This window comes from Mesorhizobium sp. WSM1497 (genome assembly GCF_001672455.2).
Taxonomy (GTDB): Bacteria; Pseudomonadota; Alphaproteobacteria; order Rhizobiales; family Rhizobiaceae; genus Mesorhizobium; species Mesorhizobium ciceri.
Window position 1 is genome coordinate 5,376,648 of sequence record NZ_CP021070.1, and the last position, 22,054, is coordinate 5,398,701.

At 61.1% G+C, this 22,054-nt stretch carries 21 protein-coding genes, 1 tRNA gene and 1 pseudogene; 9 read left to right on the plus strand and 14 right to left on the minus strand.

Annotated features, from left to right (window positions below):
- Positions 1-9: 9 nt before the first annotated feature.
- From acpS to rpoZ, 6 genes are all read right to left on the minus strand, one after another.
- Entirely contained in the window at positions 10-423 is a 414-nt protein-coding gene (acpS, locus tag A9K65_RS26485) for a holo-ACP synthase (RefSeq protein ID WP_024503069.1), read from the minus strand.
- Positions 420-1,019, minus strand: a complete 600-nt coding sequence (locus tag A9K65_RS26490; protein WP_013532587.1) for a DUF2062 domain-containing protein — start codon at positions 1,017-1,019, stop codon at positions 420-422. Before A9K65_RS26490 ends, acpS begins: the two co-directional genes overlap by 4 nt.
- Positions 1,020-1,273: 254 nt before the next feature.
- A complete protein-coding gene (locus A9K65_RS26495; RefSeq protein ID WP_024503070.1) occupies positions 1,274-1,654 on the minus strand; it encodes a VOC family protein in 381 nt (126 codons plus the stop codon).
- A gap of 35 nt (positions 1,655-1,689) precedes the next feature.
- Positions 1,690-2,268 carry an orotate phosphoribosyltransferase gene (pyrE, locus tag A9K65_RS26500; protein WP_013532589.1) on the minus strand — a complete coding sequence of 193 codons (579 nt, stop codon included), beginning with the start codon at positions 2,266-2,268 and terminating at the stop codon, positions 1,690-1,692.
- A 50-nt stretch (positions 2,269-2,318) separates the two neighbouring features.
- Positions 2,319-4,547: a bifunctional (p)ppGpp synthetase/guanosine-3',5'-bis(diphosphate) 3'-pyrophosphohydrolase gene (locus A9K65_RS26505; RefSeq protein ID WP_013532590.1), complete on the minus strand. Its 2,229-nt coding sequence runs from the start codon at positions 4,545-4,547 to the stop codon at positions 2,319-2,321.
- A gap of 128 nt (positions 4,548-4,675) precedes the next feature.
- A complete protein-coding gene (rpoZ, locus tag A9K65_RS26510) occupies positions 4,676-5,077 on the minus strand; it encodes a DNA-directed RNA polymerase subunit omega (protein WP_013532591.1) in 402 nt (133 codons plus the stop codon).
- A 323-nt stretch (positions 5,078-5,400) separates the two neighbouring features.
- Between rpoZ and A9K65_RS26515 the strand changes: the two genes are divergently transcribed.
- Together A9K65_RS26515 and A9K65_RS26520 are read left to right on the plus strand one after the other, a co-directional pair.
- The gene (locus A9K65_RS26515; protein ID WP_010915096.1) at positions 5,401-5,982 is read left to right on the plus strand and encodes an NYN domain-containing protein; all 582 of its coding nucleotides are present in this window, start codon (positions 5,401-5,403) and stop codon (positions 5,980-5,982) included.
- Positions 5,983-5,993: 11 nt separating this feature from the next.
- Positions 5,994-6,650: a uracil-DNA glycosylase gene (locus tag A9K65_RS26520; protein WP_024503072.1), complete on the plus strand. Its 657-nt coding sequence runs from the start codon at positions 5,994-5,996 to the stop codon at positions 6,648-6,650.
- A 17-nt stretch (positions 6,651-6,667) separates the two neighbouring features.
- On the opposite strand, the gene A9K65_RS26525 is transcribed toward A9K65_RS26520, so the two are convergent.
- From A9K65_RS26525 to dapA, 3 genes are read right to left on the minus strand one after another with little or no spacing between them, the layout of a single operon-like run.
- A complete protein-coding gene (locus A9K65_RS26525; protein ID WP_064993118.1) occupies positions 6,668-7,378 on the minus strand; it encodes a GH25 family lysozyme in 711 nt (236 codons plus the stop codon).
- A 15-nt stretch (positions 7,379-7,393) separates the two neighbouring features.
- Positions 7,394-7,873 (minus strand): SsrA-binding protein SmpB, encoded by a 480-nt coding sequence (smpB, locus tag A9K65_RS26530; RefSeq protein ID WP_013532594.1) that lies wholly within the window; start codon positions 7,871-7,873, stop codon positions 7,394-7,396.
- Positions 7,874-7,898: 25 nt separating this feature from the next.
- Positions 7,899-8,780 (minus strand): 4-hydroxy-tetrahydrodipicolinate synthase, encoded by an 882-nt coding sequence (gene dapA / locus A9K65_RS26535; RefSeq protein ID WP_013532595.1) that lies wholly within the window; start codon positions 8,778-8,780, stop codon positions 7,899-7,901.
- Positions 8,781-9,027: 247 nt separating this feature from the next.
- Here dapA and A9K65_RS26545 point away from each other — a divergent pair, with 247 nt between their 5' ends.
- Together A9K65_RS26545 and A9K65_RS26550 are read left to right on the plus strand one after the other, a co-directional pair.
- Positions 9,028-11,079 (plus strand): lytic transglycosylase domain-containing protein, encoded by a 2,052-nt coding sequence (locus A9K65_RS26545; protein WP_064993117.1) that lies wholly within the window; start codon positions 9,028-9,030, stop codon positions 11,077-11,079.
- 109 nt (positions 11,080-11,188) lie between these two features.
- Positions 11,189-12,088 (plus strand): alpha/beta hydrolase, encoded by a 900-nt coding sequence (locus A9K65_RS26550; RefSeq protein ID WP_064993116.1) that lies wholly within the window; start codon positions 11,189-11,191, stop codon positions 12,086-12,088.
- Between the two features lie 58 nt (positions 12,089-12,146).
- Here A9K65_RS26550 and A9K65_RS26555 read toward each other — a convergent pair whose 3' ends face one another.
- The 3 genes from A9K65_RS26555 to A9K65_RS26565 all read right to left on the minus strand — a co-directional run bounded on the left by A9K65_RS26555 (position 12,147) and on the right by A9K65_RS26565 (position 14,843).
- Positions 12,147-13,232, minus strand: a complete 1,086-nt coding sequence (locus A9K65_RS26555) for a site-specific integrase (RefSeq protein ID WP_064993115.1) — start codon at positions 13,230-13,232, stop codon at positions 12,147-12,149.
- Positions 13,233-13,473: 241 nt separating this feature from the next.
- Positions 13,474-14,613 carry a porin gene (locus A9K65_RS26560; protein WP_086081345.1) on the minus strand — a complete coding sequence of 380 codons (1,140 nt, stop codon included), beginning with the start codon at positions 14,611-14,613 and terminating at the stop codon, positions 13,474-13,476.
- A 139-nt stretch (positions 14,614-14,752) separates the two neighbouring features.
- A tRNA-Ser gene (locus A9K65_RS26565) sits at positions 14,753-14,843 on the minus strand.
- Positions 14,844-15,294: 451 nt separating this feature from the next.
- Here A9K65_RS26565 and A9K65_RS26570 point away from each other — a divergent pair.
- Positions 15,295-16,440 carry a porin gene (locus A9K65_RS26570; RefSeq protein ID WP_086081346.1) on the plus strand — a complete coding sequence of 382 codons (1,146 nt, stop codon included), beginning with the start codon at positions 15,295-15,297 and terminating at the stop codon, positions 16,438-16,440.
- A 272-nt stretch (positions 16,441-16,712) separates the two neighbouring features.
- Positions 16,713-16,864 (plus strand): annotated as a pseudogene (locus A9K65_RS35320) (IS5/IS1182 family transposase); the annotation flags it as partial.
- Positions 16,865-16,931: 67 nt separating this feature from the next.
- Here A9K65_RS35320 and A9K65_RS26580 read toward each other — a convergent pair.
- Positions 16,932-18,605: a sulfotransferase gene (locus A9K65_RS26580; RefSeq protein ID WP_064993362.1), complete on the minus strand. Its 1,674-nt coding sequence runs from the start codon at positions 18,603-18,605 to the stop codon at positions 16,932-16,934.
- A 117-nt stretch (positions 18,606-18,722) separates the two neighbouring features.
- Between A9K65_RS26580 and A9K65_RS26585 the strand changes: the two genes are divergently transcribed.
- Positions 18,723-19,835, plus strand: a complete 1,113-nt coding sequence (locus A9K65_RS26585; protein WP_064993363.1) for a pyridoxal phosphate-dependent aminotransferase — start codon at positions 18,723-18,725, stop codon at positions 19,833-19,835.
- Positions 19,836-19,870: 35 nt separating this feature from the next.
- Here A9K65_RS26585 and A9K65_RS26590 read toward each other — a convergent pair whose 3' ends face one another.
- Positions 19,871-20,863: a helix-turn-helix domain-containing GNAT family N-acetyltransferase gene (locus tag A9K65_RS26590; RefSeq protein WP_064993364.1), complete on the minus strand. Its 993-nt coding sequence runs from the start codon at positions 20,861-20,863 to the stop codon at positions 19,871-19,873.
- 175 nt (positions 20,864-21,038) lie between these two features.
- Here A9K65_RS26590 and A9K65_RS26595 point away from each other — a divergent pair, with 175 nt between their 5' ends.
- Together A9K65_RS26595 and A9K65_RS26600 are read left to right on the plus strand one after the other, a co-directional pair.
- A complete protein-coding gene (locus tag A9K65_RS26595; protein ID WP_064993407.1) occupies positions 21,039-21,323 on the plus strand; it encodes an acylphosphatase in 285 nt (94 codons plus the stop codon).
- Between the two features lie 71 nt (positions 21,324-21,394).
- Positions 21,395-22,045 (plus strand): TetR/AcrR family transcriptional regulator, encoded by a 651-nt coding sequence (locus tag A9K65_RS26600; RefSeq protein WP_064993365.1) that lies wholly within the window; start codon positions 21,395-21,397, stop codon positions 22,043-22,045.
- Positions 22,046-22,054: the final 9 nt, after the last annotated feature.

Here is a 22,054-nt window from a genome sequence, read left to right on the forward strand (position 1 = left end):
CAGAGGCAATCAATGTGGCGCTTCTTCGACGGGCAGCGCCTCGATGATCACAAAGGCTTGAGCGAGCGGGAAATCATCCGTGATGGTGAGGTGGATTGCCGCCCGATGGCCCTTTGGCAGGATTTTGTCCAGCCTGGCCTGCGCTCCTCCCGTCAGCGCCATGGTCGGCGCGCCACTGGGCAGGTTGACGACACCCATGTCGCGCCAGAACACGCCCTGCGCCAGTCCGGTGCCCAGCGCCTTGGCGCAGGCCTCCTTGGCGGCGAAACGCTTGGCATAGGAGGCCGCGCGGGCGCGTCGATTGTCCGAACGCGCCTGTTCGATGTCGGTGTAGATTCTCTGGACGAAGCGCTGGCCGTGACGCTCCAGCGATTTCTCGATGCGTCTGATGTCGATCAGGTCGCTGCCGATGCCGATGATCATCGCGCAGTGGAACCGATGCTTGCGCCGGGATGGGACGATTGCGCATGCCGGCTTGCGCGCTCGGCCAGGCGTTTGCGCCGCTGTTCGCGGAAAGCGTTCATACCCCAGCGCGTGATGGCGTAGAACAGCAGCCCGAAGATCAAGCCGAGCGGAACCGCACCGATCAGCATCGGTTCAAGGACCGGTTTCCACAATTGCGCGAAGGAGAGGTTGTGCAACATCTCGCCCAGATGCGCCGGCGGCCCATGTGTCGGCAAACGGTCATGCAGGATGAGCTTGCCCGTTTCCCACGACGCGCCCCATAGCAACGGGAAGGTCAGCGGGTTGCCGAAAAAAACCGCGCCAAGCGCCGCCGCCACCAGATTGCCGGCGATCACCCAGCACAGGATGGCAGCGATGATGAAATGGAAACCGACGGGGAAGAATGAAGCGAAGACACCAGCCGCAACGCCGGCGGCCACCGCATGCGGTGTGGCCTTCAGCCGCAGGATGCGCTTGGAAAAATACTGAAGCGAGCGCGAAAACGAGCGGCGCGGCCAAAGATAGGTACGCACCCGCTCATAAAGGCCATCAGGCTTGCGGCGTCGAAATAGCACTCTGTTCCCGTTCCACAGCGCCCGCAACGGCACCTTCAGCCGGGCGTGGCAGCCACATCTTGCGCTTGACGATCACCCTACGGCAATCGCCAGCTTATATAACAACGCGCTGGCGCAAGAACAACCAAACACCTTTTGTGCGCCGCGCTTGTCGCCGCCCTTCGGGGTGGCAGGTCTTGCTTCGAACATTGGACAATCGCGGCAAATTTAAGGAACGGCAGTCGCATCGCCGAAAGGCACAGCGCCGCCAGCGGCTACGGCAGGTATTCGCTGACCTCGACCAGATTGCCGTCCGGGTCGCGGAAATAGACCGACATCATCGGACCTCGGGCCCCGACACGTTCAACCGGGCCGAGTTCCACCACCACACCATTGGCCGCGAGCCGCGCACGGACCTCATCCAGTGGCCGCTCGGTGATCAGGCAGAAATCACCTGATCCTGATGTCGGCGACTTCGCCTTTGGCTCGAAAGTCCGGCCGACCTCATGCACATTGATCTTATGGCTACCGAAAGCCAGCGCCGTCGGTCGATCCGCCGCGTCGATGCGCTCAAAACCCAGCACGCGCTGGTAAAACTCACAGGTCACTTCCAGCGAAGCGACCGTCAGCACGAAATGATCGATGCCGGCGATCATTTCCAATTCGTCTTCACGCATGTCGGCATGCCCCGTCAGATGTTGCGGCTGCCGGGCTTGATCGCCGGGATGGCGGCAAGCTCCGGCGGCAGCCGGTCGGCCGGATAGGCCGGGACCTCATACTCGGCAAGCGCGATGAGCGGCACGCCGACATCAGTCTTGCCGGCCGAACGGTCGATGATGCAGGCCGCGGCAACCACCTCGGCGCCAAGCTCGCGCAGGCACTCGATGGTCTCTCGGATCGACAGGCCGGTGGTGACGATGTCCTCGACGATGACGACACGCGACCCCCTGGCGATCTCGAAGCGGCGCAAGCGGAACTCGCCCCCTTCCCGCTCGACCCAGATCGCCGGCACGCCGAGATGACGTGAGGTCTCATAGGCCGGGATCAGCCCGCCGATCGCCGGGCCGACGACATAGTCGATCTTGCCGGGCACGCCTGCGCGGATCTTCTCCGCCAGCGCCTTGCACAGAAGCTCGGTCTTGTCGGCATGCATGAACACGCGCGCCTTCTGCAGGAAGACCGGACTGCGCAGGCCCGAGGTCAAAATGAAATGCCCTTCCAGAACAGCACCCGCCTCGCGGAAAATGCCCAGCACTTCATCGGTGTTCATGTCTGCCTCTTTTTGATTGACCATGATGTTGTCCGAAACCGGAGCATGGTCTAGCCATTGACGCGTCTTGCGTCGCTGACGCTCGAATTGTCCTTGAGCTGCGATAGCAGCCGGTTGAGGTGCTTGAGATCCCAGACTTCGAGATCGATCAGCATTTCGGTGAAGTCGGGCGCAGTGCGCACCATCGACAGCGTATGGATGTTGGCGTCGTTCGAGGCAACCACCTGCGCTATATCGGCGAGTGACCCCGGCGCGTTGATGGCGGTGACCGATACGCGCGCCGGAAAGCGTTCCTTGGTGCGCTCATCGATGTCCCAGCGCACGTCGATCCAGCGCTCGGGCTGGTCATCGAACGCCTGCAGCGCTGGCGACTGGATCGGATAGATAGTGATGCCGGTGCCCGGCTGGACGATGCCGACGATGCGATCGCCAGGGACTGCCCCTTCCGGCGCGAAGCGCACCGGCAGATCGCCGCGCACGCCGCGGATCGGCACGGCTCCATCGCGCGGCTGGTCCTTGTCCTTGCGCGCGGCACGACCCGGAATCTGGAACAGCATGCCGGCGGCATTGCGGATCTTCGACCAGCCCTCCTCTCGCGGCTTGGGGACGGCCGTGGTGACGCGCTCATCCTTGTAGTCAGGGAATACCGCCTTCATGACATCAGTGGAGGCGAGCTCGCCACGCCCGACAGAGGCCAGCACATCCTCGATGTCCTTGCGCGCCAACCTGTGCAGCACCTGCTTCAGGCTCTCCTTGGTGAAGGTCTTGCCGGCACGCTCGAAGGCGCGTTCCAGGATGCGGATGCCAAGACCCGAATATTGCTTGCGGATGGCGTTCTTGGTGGCACGGCGGATGGCCGAGCGCGCCTTGCCGGTGACGACGACCGATTCCCACGCCGCCGGCGGCACCTGCGCCTTGGAGCGGATGATCTCGACCTCGTCGCCGTTCTTCAGTTCCGTCATCAGCGGCATGATGCGGCCGTTGACCTTGGCACCGACGCAGGTGTCGCCGACATCGGTGTGCACCGCATAGGCGAAGTCGATCGGTGTCGCGCCGCGCGGCAGCGCAATCAACATGCCTTTCGGGGTGAAGCAGAACACCTGGTCCTGGAACAGTTCCAGCTTGGTATTTTCGAGGAAATCCTCAGGGTTGTCGCCTTCGGCAAGCTGCTCGATGGTGCGGCGCAGCCAGGCGTAGGCGTTGGTTTCCTTTGAAATCGCGTGGGCGGCGCCATTCGTCTTGCCGCCGGTATCCTTGTAGATCGAATGGGCGGCGACGCCGTATTCGGCGATCTTGTTCATCTCTCGGGTACGGATCTGCAGCTCGACACGCTGGCGCGACGGGCCGACAATGGTGGTGTGGATCGAGCGGTAGTCGTTCTGTTTCGGCGTCGAGATGTAGTCCTTGAAGCGACCCGGCACCATCGACCACGCGGTGTGGATGGCGCCAAGCGCCCGGTAGCAGTCCTCGACCGTGTCGACGACGACGCGAAAGCCGAAGATGTCAGAGAGCTGCTCGAAGGACAGCGCCTTGGCCTCCATCTTGCGGAACACCGACCACGGCTTCTTCTGCCGGCTCTTTACGCTGGCGTTGATCGCATGCTTCTCGAACAACGTGGACAGTGCCTTTTCGATGTCCGTCAGCACGCCCTTGTTGCGTTCGAAGATTTCGGCAAGCCGTGCGGTGACGGCGCGATAGGCTTCAGGATTAATGAAGCGGAAGGCGATCTCCTCCAGCTCTTCACGCATGCCTTGCATGCCCATGCGCCCGGCCAGCGGTGCGTAGATATCCATCGTCTCCTCGGCGATGCGCAGGCGCTTGGCCTCCGGCATGTGGTCGAGGGTGCGCATATTGTGCAAACGATCGGCGAGCTTGACCAGCAGCACGCGGACATCTTCCGAAATCGCCAGCAGAAGCTTTCTCAGGTTTTCCGCCTGCTCGGCCTTCTTCGAGACCAGATCGAGCTTCTTCAACTTGGTCAGGCCCTCGACCAGCTTGCCCATTTCGGGGCCGAACAGATCGTCGATCTCGGCCCGCGTGGCGGTCGTGTCCTCGATGGTGTCGTGCAGCAGGGCGACCGCGATCGTCGCCTCGTCCATATGCATTTCGGTGAGGATGGCGGCGACTTCGAGCGGATGCGAGAAATACGGATCGCCGGAAGCGCGCTTCTGGTGGCCATGCTTCTGCATGGCATAGACATAGGCCTTGTTGAGCAACGCCTCGTTGACGTCAGGCTTGTAGCGCTGGACGCGCTCGACAAGCTCATACTGACGCATCATGGGCGGAATCTCGCGGTGCTGAAATGATTGATGCGCCGCACTAGCGTACGGCGCATCCCATAGATAGCCACGAAACTGACTGGACGGAAGTGCCGGAAACGTATTCCAGGCAGGTCCAGAACGCTGGCTTAGTAGTCGTCGCTCTTTTCCGGCGGCACCAGGCCCTCGATGCCGGCCAGGAGGTCTTCCTCGGTCATCCGGTCGAAGGTGATGTTCTCCTCGGCGTCGTCGGCGTCGGTGGCGGCAACGGCGGTGCCGGTCTGATCGGCAATCGCCTCGCCATCGGCCTCGGGCTCGTCGACCTCGACATGCTTCTGCAGCGAATGGATCAGATCTTCCTTGAGGTCGTCGGGCGACAGCGTCTCATCGGCGATCTCGCGCAGCGCCACAACCGGATTCTTGTCGTTGTCACGCGGCACTGTGATCGGCGCGCCCTGGCTGATCTGCCGGGCACGATGGCCGGCAAGGAGCACCAGCTCGAAGCGGTTGTCGACCTTGTCGATGCAATCTTCAACGGTTACGCGGGCCATGGATTGCCCCTTTCATGCGATGGATTTGATGGAAAACAGGCGCGGTCCATAACCCGAACGCCGCCAAAATACAAGCATCATGGCAATGGCTGGGTTGCATGGCGCCCAAACCTTGGTTCAAACACCCGATTTGGCAAAACCAGTCTGTGCTATGTGTTCGGTGTCCCGATCACAATTGCTTGCAGTGCCGCACGCGCCCTTGGATTGCCGCGAAACTGGCGCTATCTCGGATGGCATAGAGGTCAGCCGGTTTATTATGAGCCTGACCGAACGCTATCGCATTTGGTTTAGACGGGTGTTTATTTCGAGAAGGAATATTTTCCATGTTCGACCCTCGTGAAAAAATCGCCCTATTCATCGACGGCGCCAATCTCTACGCGACGTCGCGCGCGCTCGGCTTCGACATCGACTACCGCAAGCTTCTGTCGAGCTTCCAGAAGCGCGGCTATCTGCTGCGCGCCTATTATTACACGGCGCTGGTCGAGGATCAGGAATACTCCTCGATCCGTCCACTGATCGACTGGCTCGACTATAATGGCTTCAAGGTGGTCACCAAGCCGGCCAAGGAATTCACCGACTCGACCGGCCGCCGCAAGATCAAGGGCAATATGGACATCGAGCTCACCGTCGATGCGCTGGAACTCGCCGATGTCGTCGACCACTACGTCATCTTTTCCGGCGACGGCGATTTCCGCACATTGGTCGAGGCATTGCAGCGGCGTGGCCGCAAGGTATCGATCGTCTCGACCATGGCCTCGCAGCCGCCGATGATCTCCGACGATCTGCGCCGCCAGGCCGACCATTTCATCGACCTGACGACGCTGAAGAACGAGGTTGGCCGTGACCCGTCCGAGCGCCCGGTGCGCAGGCCCGAGCCGGCCGAAGTCGACGAGGACGATTATTGAGGCCGGTCGCCTTGACCGTGCTTTCCGCCTCCGAACCCGGCCGCGATTGCCCGCTCTGCCCAAGGCTGCATGACTTCATCGCCGAGTGGCGGCAGCGCGAGCCGTCCTGGTTCAATGCGCCGGTGCCGACTTTTTTACCACCCGAGGGTGACGCGGCGGTTCAGTTGCTGATCGTCGGGCTGGCGCCTGGCCTGCGCGGTGCCAATCGAACGGGCCGCCCGTTCACCGGCGACTATGCCGGCGACCTGCTCTACTCGACGATGATTTCGCACGGTTTTGCGCGCGGAGAGTTCAAGGCGCGGCCAGATGACGGATTGGAGCTGGTCGGCACCGCGATCACCAACGCGGTGCGCTGCGTGCCGCCGGAGAACAAGCCGGTGGGCGCTGAGATTGCCACCTGCCGGACATTCCTGGTGCCGACGATCGCCAGGTTCCCGAACCTGCGCGCCGTGCTGGCACTGGGATCGATCGCGCATCAGTCGACGGTGCGGGCGCTGGGCGGGCGCGTCGCCGCCTATCCGTTCAAGCATGGCGGGCAGCTGCCGGCCGGCAGCATCACGCTGTTTTCGAGCTATCATTGCTCGCGCTACAACACCAACACCGGTGTGCTGACCGAAGCGATGTTCGTTAGCGTTTTCAGCCAGATAGCGGCGTTCCTGCGGAAATAGAGTCGGGCGCCAGCGGATCAGCTTGATGGCGCAAACAGTGCAGCCAGCACCGCCGGCCCACCCTTCAGCACGTTCATATCGACATCGCCATTGATGCCGTCGACGCGACCCCTGTTGTGGTACTGCCAGTAGACCCAGTCGTCGCGGTCCGGCTCCAGGAGCAACGAGCGGAGCCAGAGCGGACGGGCAGCAATGCGCTCTGCATAGGTCTGCGCTGCCTCATCGGTCAGATAGACGATCGCAGGCTTGCCGAACGTCGCCTCGACTAGAGCGAGGAACGCGGCCAGTTCGGCGTTCAATTGTTCGGGCGTCGGCCGCTGCGGGCAGTTGCCGCCGAATTCGATGTCGACGACCGGCGGCAGCAGCGGCTGGTCGTGCGGCACAACCGAGATGAAATTCTTCGCCTGGTCGGCGCCAGGTCGGCAAAAGGTGAAAAAGTGATAGGCGCCGACGGCGAGACCGGCGGCGCGGGCCTCTTCCAGATTCCTCGCGAAGGCATCGTCGACATGATCGCCGCCTTCGGTCGCCTTGATGACTGCGAAGGCGACATCGTCGGCGGCGACACGCGGCCAGTCAATCCGGCCCTGATGATGGGAAACGTCGATGCCCCTGAGCGGATATTTGTCGCGGTCCGGCGAGAATGCCCTGAAATAGATGTAGCCGCCTGCTGCGACGAAACATACCAAGACCAGACTGGCCAGACCAAAGAGGACAATCCGGTTCTTCAAGCGAATGGCCCCAGCCTACCCACGCTCTTTTAACAGCCGGCCCTTCTCGCGCGACCAGTCGCGCTGCTTCTCGCTCTCGCGTTTGTCGTGCAGTTTCTTGCCGCGACCGACGGCGAGCAGCAGCTTGGCGCGGCCCTGGTCGTTGAAATAGATTTTCAGCGGTACCAGCGTCATGCCTTCGCGGTCGACGCTTTGCGACAGTTTCGCCATTTCGCGCTTGTTGAGCAGCAGCTTGCGGCGGCGGCGCGGCTCGTGGTTGAAGCGGTTGGCCTGCAGATATTCCGGCAGATAGGAGTTGATCAGCCAGATCTCGCCGCCTTCGACCGAGGCGTAGCTGTCCTGGATGTTGGCCTGGCCCTGGCGCAGCGACTTGACCTCGGTGCCGGTCAGCACCAGACCGGCCTCGACCGTGTCGAGCACCTCATAGGAAAACCGCGCCTTGCGGTTTTCCGAAACGGTCTTGTTGTTGGGATCGGCTTTTCTGACTTGATTCATGATGCGGAGAGGTGGCGCCTCATCCCTAATTAATCAAGCCGGCGTGCTTCATAGCCGCATCGATCTTGTCGGCAGTCGACTGTTCGATCGTCACCAGCGGCGAGCGCAGCACGTTTTCGACCTTGCCTAGCTTCGACAGCGCGTATTTGGCGCCGGAAACGCCAGGCTCGATGAAGATCGCCTTGTGCAGCGGCAGCAGGCGATCCTGCAGATCCAGCGCCTTGGCGCTGTCGCCGGCAAGCGTTGCCTCCTGGAATTCGGCGCACAGCCGCGGCGCGACGTTCGACGTCACCGAAATACAGCCGACGCCGCCATGCGCGTTGAATCCAAGCGCCGAAGCATCTTCGCCCGAAAGCTGGATGAAATCCTTGCCGCACGTGGCACGCTGCTCGGAAACCCGTTCGACCTTGCCGGTGGCATCCTTGACACCGACGATATTCTTGAAGTCGTGCACGAGCCGGCCCATCGTGTCCGGCATCATGTCGATGACCGAGCGCGGCGGGATGTTGTAGATGATGATCGGCAGCTTGGTCGCCCTGGCGACCGCCGCGAAGTGCTCATACAGGCCGCGCTGCGTCGGCCTGTTATAATAAGGCGTGACGACCAGGGCGGCATCGGCGCCGGCCTTCTCGGCATACTGCACGAGCCCGACGGCTTCCTCGGTGTTGTTGGAACCAGCGCCGGCGACGACCGGAACTCGTCCCTTGGCCACCTCGATGCATACCTTGACGACCTGGCGGTGCTCGTCATGCGACAGTGTCGGCGACTCGCCGGTGGTGCCGACCGGCACCAGGCCCGTCGTGCCCTCCGCGAGTTGCCATTCGACGAATGCGCGAAAGGCTTTCTCGTCGAAACGCCCGCTCTTTTCGAACGGTGTCACGAGCGCAGTAAGCGAGCCTCTCAGCATATCGTCCAACTCCTTGGCACTTCTGGTGTTTTGTGTCGGTGTTTGTGGTCGCGCCTTCTAACCGAAAGCGAAGCGGCGCACCATAGTCTCGACATGGTTGCGCGGCAAGCATTGCCATGGTGCCAGCAAGCGCAATTCGAACGGCCTCGCTAACTCTTTGTTTACGGGCTCTTCACGACCTAAGTTTAGGCTTCGAGGCATCTTCGCCAGCTTGTGGAATGCCAGGACAAGGAAAGATTTAAGGATCATGCCGGGCGGTCGGCCTCACCTTCTCGCGCTGCTTGGCGCCGCGCTCGCGCTGATGCCGGGCATGGCGATCAGCGGCAGCGTGGACGCACGGGTCACCTCAGCCATTCCGATTCCAGGCGCGGCAATTGCGCTGCCAGACCTGCAGGACAGAACGCGACAGGCGCCCTTGCCCGACGTCGCCCCTTTGAAAAGCGGACTGGATGCGTTGGCGCAGGGTGATAGTCCCCGCGCTCGTGGCGTGCGCGATGCCCTTCCGGCGCAGTCGCTCGACCAGCATATCCTTGCCTGGGCGATCGCGCTTTATGGCGGCGACAAGGTTCCGAGCGATGATATCACTGCTGCGGCCAAGATGCTGCCCAACTGGCCGGGGACCGTAGCCCTTCGCAAGAACAGCGAGCGCGCGCTCTATCGAGAGAACCCTGCCCCCGACATCGTCATCAGGGCGTTCGATGGCAGCCAGCCGCAGACATTCGAAGGCGTGAAGGTTCTCGCCCGCGCCTATGTGGCGTCCAGCAATACCAAGGCGGCGCGTTCCGTGCTGTCGCCCTTCTGGCGCACCGCGATCCTGGAGGCCAGGGACGAGGCGGCGCTGATCAAGGAATTCGGCAGCCTGATCCCGGCCGCAGACCACCGCTTTCGCATGGAGCGCATGTTCTATGCCGACCGCGCGAATTCCGCGCTGCGCGTCGCCGGCCTCGCCGGCGCCCAGCAGCTCGCCGATGCATGGGCGGCGGCCGACAAAGGCGACAAGAACGCGCCCAAGCTGCTGAAGGCCGTGCCGGCAATGCAACGTTCGGCCGGCTACTTCTTCGCGCAGGCCGAATATTTGCGCAAGCAGGAGGATTTTGCCGGCGCTGCAGCCATTGTGATGCAGGCACCGACCGATCGCGAAGCTCTGGTCGATCCGGATGCCTGGTGGGTCGAGCGCCGGGTGCTGTCGCGTGAACTGGTCGACCAGGGCGACATGAAGGCCGCGTACAAGATCGTCGCCACACACGCTGCCGAAAGTGCCACCAATGCGGCCGACGCCGAATTCCATGCCGGCTGGTACGCGTTGCGCGGCCTGAACGACCCCAAGCTTGCCGCAACGCATTTCGCTCGCATCGCCGACCTTGCCCAAGGGCCGATGACGCTGTCGCGCGCGTATTACTGGCTCGGCCGTGCCGCCGAAGTCGGCGGCCCGGGCAACGCCAGGGATTATTTTGCGCGCGCCGCTGCCTACGGCACGACATTCTACGGCCAGCTTGCCGCCGAACGTGTCGGCCGGCAGGCGCTCAACATCGTCTATCCCTCGCCAAGCGCCGCCGACCGGCAGAACTTTGCCGGCCGCGAGGCCGTCAGCGCCATCAAGCGGCTGCAGGAGGCGGGCTACGATCGCTATGCCGAGACGCTCTATCGCGACCTTGCCGGGCAGTTGACCAGTCCAGGCGAACTGGCGCTGCTCGCTGTCCTTGCCGAAAAGCAAGGGAACCATTTTATGGCGCTGAAAATCGGCAAGATCGCCGGGGCACGCGGCATCGATGTCGGCGCATTGTCGCATCCGCTCGGCGTCATTCCCGATTCGGCTGACATTTCCGGCTCGGGCAAGGCGCTGGCCTATGCGATCGCCCGCCAGGAAAGCGAATTCAACATCGGCGCCGTGTCCAGCGCCGGCGCGCGCGGGCTGCTGCAGCTGATGCCGGGAACCGCAAGGCAATTGGCGAAGAAGGCCGGGCTGCAGTTTTCGCAAATACGGCTGACCACCGATGCCGGCTACAACGCGACGCTTGGTTCGGCCTTCCTCGGCGAACAGCTCGACCGCTTCAACGGCTCTTACGTGCTGACCTTCGCCGGCTACAATGCTGGCCCCAACCGGGCCAGCCAGTGGGTGGCCAGATATGGCGACCCGCGCGGCAAGGACATCGACGCGGTCGTCGACTGGATCGAGCGGATTCCCTACACAGAAACAAGAAGTTACGTTCAGCGCGTGATGGAGAATTACGAGGTCTACAAGATGCGTATTTCCGGCAAATACGACATTGTCGGGGATCTGGTGAACGGGCGGAGTTGAGCCTTTCTGTCCTTCTCCACTTGTGGGAGAAGGCAAAAGCGCCTTTTATTGACCATCCCTGCCCTCGCCTGTAGCTGTCCAGATTGATACAGCGAGGTCGCACATTCCGATGGCAAGCGAGCAGCTTTTTTCCGACTTCTTCTACAGCGCACCGGACGGGTTAAAACTCCATGCGCGCGTCTATGGCGAGGCCAATTCCGGACCCTGGCCGGTTGTCTGCCTGCCTGGCCTGACCCGCAATGCCAGGGATTTTCACGAGCTGGCGCTCTATCTGTCGACGCATGCGGCAACTCCACGAAAGGTCATCGCCTTCGACTACCGCGGGCGCGGGCAGTCGGCTTATGATCCCGACGTCAAAAATTACAATGTCGGCGTGGAGGCCGGCGACATTCTCGCCGGGCTGGCGGCGCTGAACATCGGAGAAGCGGCCTTCATCGGCACCTCGCGCGGGGGATTGATCATCCATGTGCTCGGGACGATGCGGCCATCCGTCCTGAAAGCCATTGTTTTCAACGACATCGGACCGGTGATCGAGACGGCCGGACTTGCCCATATCCAGTCTTATCTCGAGCGCGACCCGGCACCGAAAACCCGCACACAGGCGGCGGCCGCCCAGCGCAGCGTGCATGGCGAAGACTTCCCCGCTCTTGCCGGCGCCGATTGGGATCGGATGGTATGGGCTCTCTACCGCGAAACGGATGGTGGGCTGGTGCCGGATTTCGATCCGAAGCTGGTGGATACCGTTGCCAGTCTCGATCTGACGCAGAAGCTGCCTGACCTATGGCCGCAATTCGAGGCGTTGGCCGCCATCCCGTTGCTCGCCATACGTGGTGCCAATTCGAGATTGCTGTCGATAGACACGCTCAAGCAGATGAAAGAGCGCCATTTCATGATGGAGACGATCACCGTCGAGGGCCAGGGCCATGCGCCGTTCCTCGAGACCGGCAGCCTACCGGGCGACATAGGCGCTTTTCTCGATCAGGCCGAGCGGAAGAATATCCTGAAGTAAATCCCATGACCGAACAAGGTCACGGGATAGCTATGATAGTATAGGCAAGTTTCTCAGCCTACTTGGCTTTTGAACTTTTCCGAGTCGCTTTCGGCGACTCCTTAGCGGCGGCGGCTGCCCCGTCCCTCTTTTTCCGCTCTGCCGTCGGCGACGAAGGCGTCGTCACGGGCGAAGAAAACATGGGGCCTTCAGCGCAATTGCCGCCCGACTGAGTCGATCGAGGCGTTTCCAGCACGATGACACAGCCATCGAGATCGTTGGTGGCCAGATGCGCGTAGCGCATCGTCATCGACAGCGTTTGGTGGCCGAGCCACATCTGCACGCGCCTGATGTCGATGCCGCCTTGGACCAGACGCGAGGCGCAGGTATGGCGCAATATGTGCGGCACCACCTGATCGTCGGCGCCGAGGCCGACTTCGGCCTTCGCGTCGTTCCAGATGGCACGGAACTGTGCCTGGCTGAGCTTGGTGAACGGTCCTTTGGGCCGGCGGCCCTCAGTGGGAGGCAGCTTGATGACCTCCTTGACCCGCTCGGTCATCGGAATGGTGCGGCTGCGGCCGGATTTGGTGATCCAGAAGGAGACGCGATGCTCCTGGATATCGTTCCAGATCAGCCCAAGCGCCTCGCCGAGACGGCATCCGGTGTCGACCAGGAAAACGGAAAGCCTGTAGGCATCCTCGCTGCGGCTCTTGATGGCGGCGAACAGGCGCGCCTCTTCGTCCCTTTCGAGGAAACGAATCCGACCGGCCCGCTCCTTCTGGCGGCGGAACTCGGGCAGGCTGTGGATATCTCCCATCTTGTGAGCCTTGCGCAGCAGTTTGCTGAGGGCAGCCATCTTTCGATTGATGGTTGCGTTGCTGTTGCCGCGCTGGCGCAAGGTGCCGATAAGGTTGTCGAGGGTACTTTGGTCAAAGGCGCTGAAACGCTCCCCAAGGAGAATCTCGTCTATTTCGCCGATGAAAGAGCTGACATTATACTTATGCCGCCCGTCATCCCATAATATGTCGCGATATACTGAAAAAAGATCTCCGACCCGGTGCGATTTTACCTCTCTTATTTTATTGAAGCTGTATTTTATTTTTTGAGAAGAAAACATCGCAAAGGGATCAGAGGAAACGCCCCCTTGAATTGCTTCGTTTGTCATTTATTCGCCACACCCCCGAGTGGATAGATCAGACCTATCCGCTTGGAAGCGTCCTTTCAAGAGATTTTAATCACGCAGTTGTGATCTCATCCGCGCATCAGCGGATCCCACGAAACCACTCCACGGATTCATTCAGCTACCGTTACCCCCATCCTTCCGTTTGCCTTGATCCAGTCACGAAACAAAAACAGCCCGGGCGTTTGCGCGCCCGGGCTGGATTTCACCTGTAAGGAACCAGCCCTTAGAAGGAGCGCTGGAAGCGGAGCATACCGCCGAGGCCGTCGAAGCTGTCGTGCCAATCGCTATCGCCAGCGTTGATGTAGTCAACTTCGCCGGTGATCGTGAAGCCGGGAACGACGTCGTAGGCAATGTTGGCCGCCAGGCCGAACTTCTTGCCGTCGTCATAAGAGGCCTGCACGTTGAACGAGGTCTTCTCGTTGAACTTGTAGCTGCCACCGCCCCAGACTGCCCAGCTGCCGTCCCAGAGCTTGAAGAAGTTGTGGCCAAAGTTCGGATCCAGGAAGTCGTCGTCACTTCCGTACCCAGCCATCAAGAACAGCGACAGTTCATTGGTAGCGTTCACATCCAAGCGAGCCTTGCCGGCCCATGCTTCGTAGTTGCTGTCATAAGCAGCAACCGCCGTGATGGCGCCCCAGCCCTGCGTGTACTTCACGCCGCCAACGACATGCGGAACATAGCTGTCGATCGTGTCAGCGCCAGCGCCTTCTTCGAGCGAGACCACGGCCGAGAAACCGTTGCCAGCGTCGAAGTAATACTGGACGACGTTGGTGTCGAACGAACCGTAGGGAACCAGCGTATCCTGGATGACGTTGCCGGCGTAGCCGATGAACGTATCGAAGGCCGATTCGTCTTTACCGACGCGCAAGCCGCCGAGCTGGATCCAGGCGAAGTTCAGCGAAACAGGCTTGTTGCCAGCCTGCCAGCCGTTCGGATTGTAGCCGGCGGGGAAGGGAGCGACCTGATCTTCATAATCGCCGCCGCTGTTGCCGAAGTTGAAGCGGGTTTCGGTGTAGGTCTTCAACGTGCCGAGTTCGGTTTCCTGGCCGGTCCAGGTCTTCAGCGTGAAGCGGGCATTCTTGGAATAAGTGTCGTTGGTGTCAGCGTCCAGATGGTCGGGAACGTTGTTCACGCCGTCGAAGGAAGCCGCATCGCCCACGCCGATGTCGTAGCGGATGTAGCCGCCGATGCGCAGGCAGGTCTCGGTGCCGGGGATGTAGAAGTAGCCAGCGCCATAGACGTCGCAAATCTTGACGTATTCAGCGGGTTCCGGCTCGGCGACGACGACGGCGTCGGCGGCGCGCGCACCGGAAACTGCGATCAGGGCCGCAGCGGAGCCGAGGAGAAGGCTCTTAATGTTCATTTTCTGACCTCCAGTCAGAATCGAATGAAACAGCGGCTTGCGGAGAGTCAGGCGACGCCACAGGAACAGCGCTTCCTTCGACTATCAATTTGTTATTGTTAGGAGATTTGTCCTGCGAAGCGCGCAGCGCGAAGCAGGATGGCGGAGAGGATGGGATTCGAACCCACGAGAAGCTTTTGACCTCTACTCCCTTAGCAGGGGAGCGCCTTCGACCACTCGGCCACCTCTCCGTTGCGCCGCTGGATAAAGAAAAGCGCCGGCACAATCAACAAGCCCGCACCATTATCTGAAAAAATAAGAAGGCGCCGAACCGCGATCTTCCATGCATGTGGCGGTTCTGCGGTTGTTTCCTGGCTAGCGACTCGGGAACTCGCCATGATTCCGTCGGTCCATCGCCGGATTCGGCGGCAAACAAGGGGTTGCGGCGGGCCTGATGGTTAACGAGAGCTTTCTGAGTGAGGCCAAATCGTGTCATTTGTGCAACAACGCCAGGGGATAGCAGCCAGGCAGCCCTTTCACCGGTACGATCGTGGTTGAACGCCGCCGCCTCATGAGTAATGTCGATTTCGAAGGAGCGGCGCGGTGCGCATCTTTTTCGGTAGTGGGGATGGGGCAGGGAACGCTGTCCTTCAGCAAAGAATACCCAGACCCGTTTTTTAACTTTTGACTGGAGGTCAGAAAATGAACATTAAGAGCCTTCTCCTCGGCTCCGCTGCGGCCCTGATCGCAGTTTCCGGTGCGCGCGCCGCCGACGCCGTCGTCGTCGCCGAGCCGGAACCCGCTGAATACGTCAAGATTTGCGACGTCTATGGCGCTGGCTACTTCTACATCCCCGGCACCGAGACCTGCCTGCGCATCGGCGGCTACATCCGCTACGATATCGGCGTGGGCGATGCGGCTTCCTTCGACGGCGTGAACAACGTTCCCGACCATCTGGACGCTGACACCAACGACACTTATTCCAAGAATGCCCGCTTCACGCTGAAGACCTGGACCGGCCAGGAAACCGAACTCGGCACGTTGAAGACCTACACCGAAACCCGCTTCAACTTCGGCAACAACACCGGCGACTATACCGATGAGTTTGCCGGCGACTGGCAGGCTCACAACAAGGGTACCACGCTGAATTTCGCCTGGATCCAGCTCGGCGGCTTGCGCGTCGGTAAAGACGAATCGGCCTTCGATACGTTCATCGGCTATGCCGGCAACGTCATCCAGGATACGATTGTTCCCTACGGCGGCTTCGACACCAATGTCATCCAGTACTACTTCGACGCTGGCAACGGTTTCTCGGCCGTGGTCTCGCTCGAAGAAGGTTATGGCGACTACTCGATCGACAGCTATGTTCCGCATGTTGTCGGTGGCGTGAAGTGGACGCAGGGCTGGGGCGCCATCACCGGCGTTGTCTCGTATGACAGCAACTACGAAGAAGTTGCCGGCAAGGTTCGCCTGGACGTGAACGTCTCCAACGAACTGTCGCTGTGGGTCATGGGTGGCTACGGCTCCGACGACAACCTCGGCGATGATCCGCTGGTCGGAGCTGGCGGTCGCGGCATGTACAAGCAGTGGGGCGGCAACTGGGCAGTGTGGGGCGGTGGCACCTACAAGTTCAACGAGAAGACCTCGTTCAACGCTCAGGTCTCGTATGATGACTGGAAGAACCTCGGCATTGCGGCGAACGTCGCTTATGACGTCGTTCCGGGCTTCACGGTCACGGCCGAAGTCGACTACCAGAACGTCGGCAGTGACGACCTTAACAAGGGTTGGTTCGGCGCTGACAAGAAGAGCAACATCGGCGGCATTCTCCGCTTCCAGCGCTCCTTCTAATAGACGTCTAGACATCGCTTCGGCGAGATCGAAAACCCGGCGGGCAACCGCCGGGTTTTTTTAAGCTTTTATGCGACCACTACACGTGGTGCTGCAGCTCGCTGTCTTACCTTTGGTTCGGCCTCAACAGCGAAGCTCACGGACGCCTTGCCGCAAAGTTCGTAGCAAATTTCGGAATTGGATTGGTCGACCGCGAACTATCCACAAGCCATTGGTCTGGCAAGGCCTTCACCGCCGGCCAGAAGCATCAAGCGCCAGATGCGGCGGCGCTCGCGGTCGAGCCCGGCAACATCAAGAGCGAACACAGAATGGGCCGCAACTACCTCTCCGGCCAGCAGGCGATGCCCTCAACGCCATCCTGGCAGCCGCCGGCTATGACTTCTCCTCCCTGCTCATCTGGCTGAAGAGATTTTTGTCGCTCTAGATCACCCTGCCTCACCTCCGACCCAGGTCGGTCGCCGCTTAGGTCCGGATTGTTCACAGTCGACGGATTATTTGTCCGCCAGGTCGCCCAATGCATCAATCAGCGGCTGAATTTCATTTTCATAATTTTTCCAGCGCTTGACCGACGATGTATAGATCGGTTGGCGGACCTGCCAGCGGCTGGGCGTGTTGACCGAACCATCCCTGTCGAAAAAACGCAGGCAGGCGTCATCCCAGGGCAGCCCAAGGTAATCTATGAGGCGGCGTGACTGCGCCTCCTGATCCTCGACCAGCGTTTCGTAGCGATTTTCGAATATAAGGCCTGGAAAAACCTCGTTCCAATGGCGCATCAGTCGGTCATACTCACGATAGTACAGACCCAGTATCCGCAAATCAGTATTGTAGCTGTGTCCTTTGTTGAAGGTCTGGACAAAGCAAGAGACGCAATTGTCGATGGCGTCACGGCGGCAATGAATGATGCGCGCGTTGGGAAAGAGAAGACCGATAAGGCCGATCATTTCAAAATTGTGCGGCATCTTGTCGACCACGCGAAGCGCGGCAGGCGCCCACTCCCTAAGGTAGGACAGATGCTCTTCCGCCAGCGTTCTGGACAGGTCTTGCGTGACCGACATGGCCGGCCGGCTCAAATCGCCGGCCGATGAGGTTTTAAGGCCGATTGCATTGGCGACCCGCCTCAATTTGTTAAGCTCGCCTGCCCCTTGAACATCGGGATGGCTGGCGCAGATCTGTTCCGTGAGCGTTGTGCCCGACCGCGGCATGCCGACCACGAACACAGGCACTTCGGAAGGATTTCCATAGCCGGCCCTGGCCGCCAGAAAGTCCGGCGTGAAGGTTTCAATCAGGGAGTCGATCCAGCGGCGATACAGATTGATATCGAAGGTGTAGCCGGAGGCCCGTTTCGCCCTGTTAAAATGGTCGAATGCCTCACTGTAGCGCTTGAGGTCGTTCAGTACCTTGCCGGCAGCGTGATGGAGCTTGTAAGCACCGTCCGGATCAAGCTTGGGATTGCCGAGTTCACGCAGGATGGATTGGAGTTCCTCCGGCTCTTCGGTGAATTTTTTCGTCTGTACAAGGTCGTTGTAGGCAGCCGGCACGTCGATGCGACGTCCGATTGCTTCTTTCAGAAAGGCGGCGGCCTCATCCATGCGCCCCAGGCCGCTGAGCGCGCTGGCCAGCCCCGCCCGCACTTTGGGATGATCGCGGTTGATCTTGAGCGCCTTCTCGTAAAGCGGCAAAGCCATGTCGGGTTTGTCAAACTTGGTGTAGGCGCGCCCCAGTGCACAAAGCACCTCGATAAGGCCGGGCTGCAGTTCCAAGGCATACAGCATATGCTTGATGGCAGGCGAATATTCGCTGACCTTCACATAGGCCTCGCCAAGGCTGAGGTGGTAGTAGGGGTTTTTAGGTTCCTCGCCGACCGCCCGCGCGAAATATCGCAAGGCCATCTCGTCATCGTAACGCTGGTATAGGGTCCCCAGGATATACAGAGCGAGCGGATGGTTTGGCGTGCGCGCCAGCACCCGAAGGCACAGATCCTGGGCCTCGTCGAGCCGCTGGGCCTGCTGAAGGGCATAGGCCTGGTTCAGCAGCGCTTCGTCGGCCTGCGCTCGCGATTGAGCGTTTCCTTGGCTCATTGTCGGCTTGAGTATCGGCCCCTTCGCTTTCGGCGCGGGTCCGGGCTTGATGTGCTTTGACCAAGCAGGCGGCAGACGGTTGTTCATCACGTCTCGCTAGCAAAAGCGGCCGAAAGAATCCAGCGTTACGGATCTGCCCAGCGGCAACTTGCACCGACCCATCCGGCGCGCTAGCAAGAAGGCCCTTTCAAGCGAGCTTCCACCATGCATCAGCGCCCTCCCCTCATGCCGCTCATCGCAGCGCTTCCCTCGACGGTGCCGTTTGTCGGCCCCGAAGCGCAGGAGCGCGAGCGTGGCCGCGCTTTTCGCGCCCGCATCGGCGCCAATGAGAGCAGCTTTGGTCCCTCGCCGCGCGTCATCGCCCGCATGGCCGAGATCGCCGGCGACATGTGGATGTATTGCGATCCCGACAATCACGATCTGAAGGTGGCGGCGGCCGCGCATCACGGCGTAAAAGCAGAGAACGTCGTTGTCGGCGAAGGCATAGATGGCCTGCTCGCTCTGGTGGCACGCATGTATGTGGCACCCGGCGATGCTGTGGTCACATCGCTCGGCGCTTATCCGACCTTCAACTTCCACATCGCCGGTGTCGGCGGACGACTGGTGACGGTCCCTTACGAGAACGACCGGGAAAGCCTGGATGGCCTGCTGGCGGCGGTGCGCAGGGACAAGGCCCCGCTGGTCTATCTCTCCAACCCCGACAATCCGATGGGCAGTTGGTGGGAGGCGAGCGAGATCATCCGTTTCATCGAGGCGCTGCCGGAAACCACCATGCTGGTGCTCGACGAGGCCTATGGCGAACTCGGGCCGGCCTCGGCGCTGCCGCCGATCGATATCTCCAGGCCAAACGTCATCCGCATGCGAACCTTCTCGAAGGCGTACGGGCTGGCGGGCATACGCTGCGGCTATGCGATCGCCGAGGCCCAGGTGATCCGCGACTTCGAGAAGATCCGCAACCATTACGGCGTCAGCCGCATGGCGCAGATCGCCGGCGTCGAGGCGCTCGCCGATCAGCACTATCTGCAAAGCGTGGTGGCGCGAGTCGCGGCCGGCCGCCGACGCATCGCCGGTATTGCCGAGGCGAACGGGCTGAAGCCACTGGCGTCGGCGACCAATTTCGTCACCATCGATTGCTGCGGCGATGGCGCCTTTGCGCTGAAAGTTCTGCAAGCCCTGCTGTCACGCGACGTCTTCATCCGCAAGCCGATGGTGCCACGGCTCGACCGCTGCATCCGCGTCAGCGTCGGCCTCGATCACGAGCTCGACATTTTTGCCGAGGAACTTCCCGGTGCTTTGGCGGCAGCGCGGGGCAATTAGGATACCGCTGGCGCGCAACCGGCAGCAAAAGCCGCCTACAAATCCATTTCCCAGGTCTGGCCGGTCAGATCCTTGCCGAAGCTGCGGTGGTGCTCCTGCGAGACCAGCCTGAAGCCGGCACGTTCGTAGATCGCGCGCGCCGCAACGAGGATGTCGTTGGTCCACAGAACCAGCTTGGCGTAGCCGCAAGCCCGGGCCTGGTTCACGCATTCCGCCACCAGTCGTTTGCCGATGCCGAAGCCGCGCGCCGACGCCTCGACATGCAGCATTCTCAGCTTGGCCACCTTATCATCCTGATGAACCAGGAACACCGCGCCGACCGGCTGACCACCGCGCTCGGCGATCCAGCAGAAATCGCGGCCGGGCACGAAATTGCGAATGAAATCGGCGCCGATCTCGGCGAGCATGGCCTCGAACTCGATCGTCCAGCCATATTCCTCGGCATAAAGTTGGGCCTGGCGCTGCACGACCCAGCCGATATCGCCGACGCGGTGCGGCCGCAACGTCACCTCGCCGCTTTCACGGGTGGGATCACCCAGCAATTCCCCCGCCTTGCGCAAGGCGCTGCGCAGTTCATGCAACCTGTCGTCGGGTACGCTTTCGATCAGCCGCGCCGTATCCCGATCGGCCGCCGCCTGCAGCCTGGCAAGCGCTGCCTCGCCCCTTGCGGTCAGCGAGAGGACCCTTCGGCGCCGGTCAGCCGGGTCCGTTCTGGCCTCGGTCAGCCCCTGGCCCGCGAACTTGCGCAGGATCCGCGTCAGATAGGCGGCATCGACACGCAACTGTCTCGATATTTCGGAGGCCGCCGGGCCATTCTCCAGCCGAAAAGCCCCAGCCAGGAAACCTCGCTCGCCGGCGATTTCGGCGGAAGCCGGGTTGCTGCGGTGACCCAGTTCGAACAGCACGCGCGCCTCGGTCAAAGTGAATGCACTTTGTGTCAGCGTCTCGTCGAGAAGGCCGACAGTGCGCGTGTAGAAGCGATTGAAGCGCCGGACATCGGCCACCAATGCGTTGCGTTCGTCCAACATTTGCGGCCAGCTCCTAATAAAGCAGTTCCATTTTCCTAAATTAGTGGACTGAGTCAATTAAATTCAAGGCCAGAAGGCCAGCTAAAGCCGGAAGGCCCAGCTATTGCGTCCGCGCGCAGGTTGCATTCCTCAGGCCGTGCGCCAGATTCAAAACGAGACAGGCTTGGAGAGATTCATGGCTGGTCATCGCAGGAAAGTGCACGCACGCGTCTACGGTAACGTGCAAGGCGTCGGCTTCAGAGCCTGGGCCCGGGATGAGGCCACGGGCCTTGGTCTTGCGGGCTGGGTTTGCAATGAAGGGGACGGGTCCGTAACGGCCGAGATCGCAGGCCTCGATGAGGCGGTCTCGACAATGATCGAGCGCCTCTGGAAAGGGCCGGCCGGGGCTTTGGTTTCCAAGGTCGACGTCGAGGAGTTGGAGGCAGAAAACGCCTCTGTTGGGTTCAGGATCGTGGCATGAAGGCGGATTTGGATTGAGCGCCTTGAATTAATTAAACGTTCGTTTTATTATTGCTCCGCAGAGGAGCTGACATGGCACGCACCGCCGGGTCTGATGGCGAAAAGACCGAAGCGACCATTCGTGAGGCTGCGGTCAATCTGATCGCGCGCTTTGGCTACGAGGCGATGTCGATGCGGCAGCTCGCCGCCGAGGTCGGCGTACAGGCGGCCGCGCTCTACCGCTACTTTCCGACCAAGGAAGAGCTTCTGTTTACGCTGATGCGCGAGCACATGGAAGGTTTGACCGAAGCGTGGGAAACAGCTCGCCCGGTTAGTGCGGATCCCGTGCAGCGGCTTTCGGCCTATGTCGAAAACCACATCACTTTCCACATCGAGCGTCGGCACGCCACGCATGTGTCGAACATGGAGTTGCGCAGCCTGTCGCCGGAAAGGCTGACGCAGATCCTGCGCATGCGCACGGCCTACGAGAAGGAGCTGCGCACCATTTTACGCGATGGCGCCGAGACGGGCGCCTTCAGCATCGACGACACCGGGCTGACGGCGATGGCGCTGATCCAGATGATGACCGGCGTCATCGTCTGGTTTCGGCCGGGCGAACGGCTGTCGATCGCTGAAGTGACCACGACATATCTTTCAATGACAATGCGGCTCGTCGGCGCGAAGATCGACGCCTACAGCGCCGCGCTTCCCTTCGGACGCGCAAAGGACGCTGCAGCATTTTGATTCGCGCAT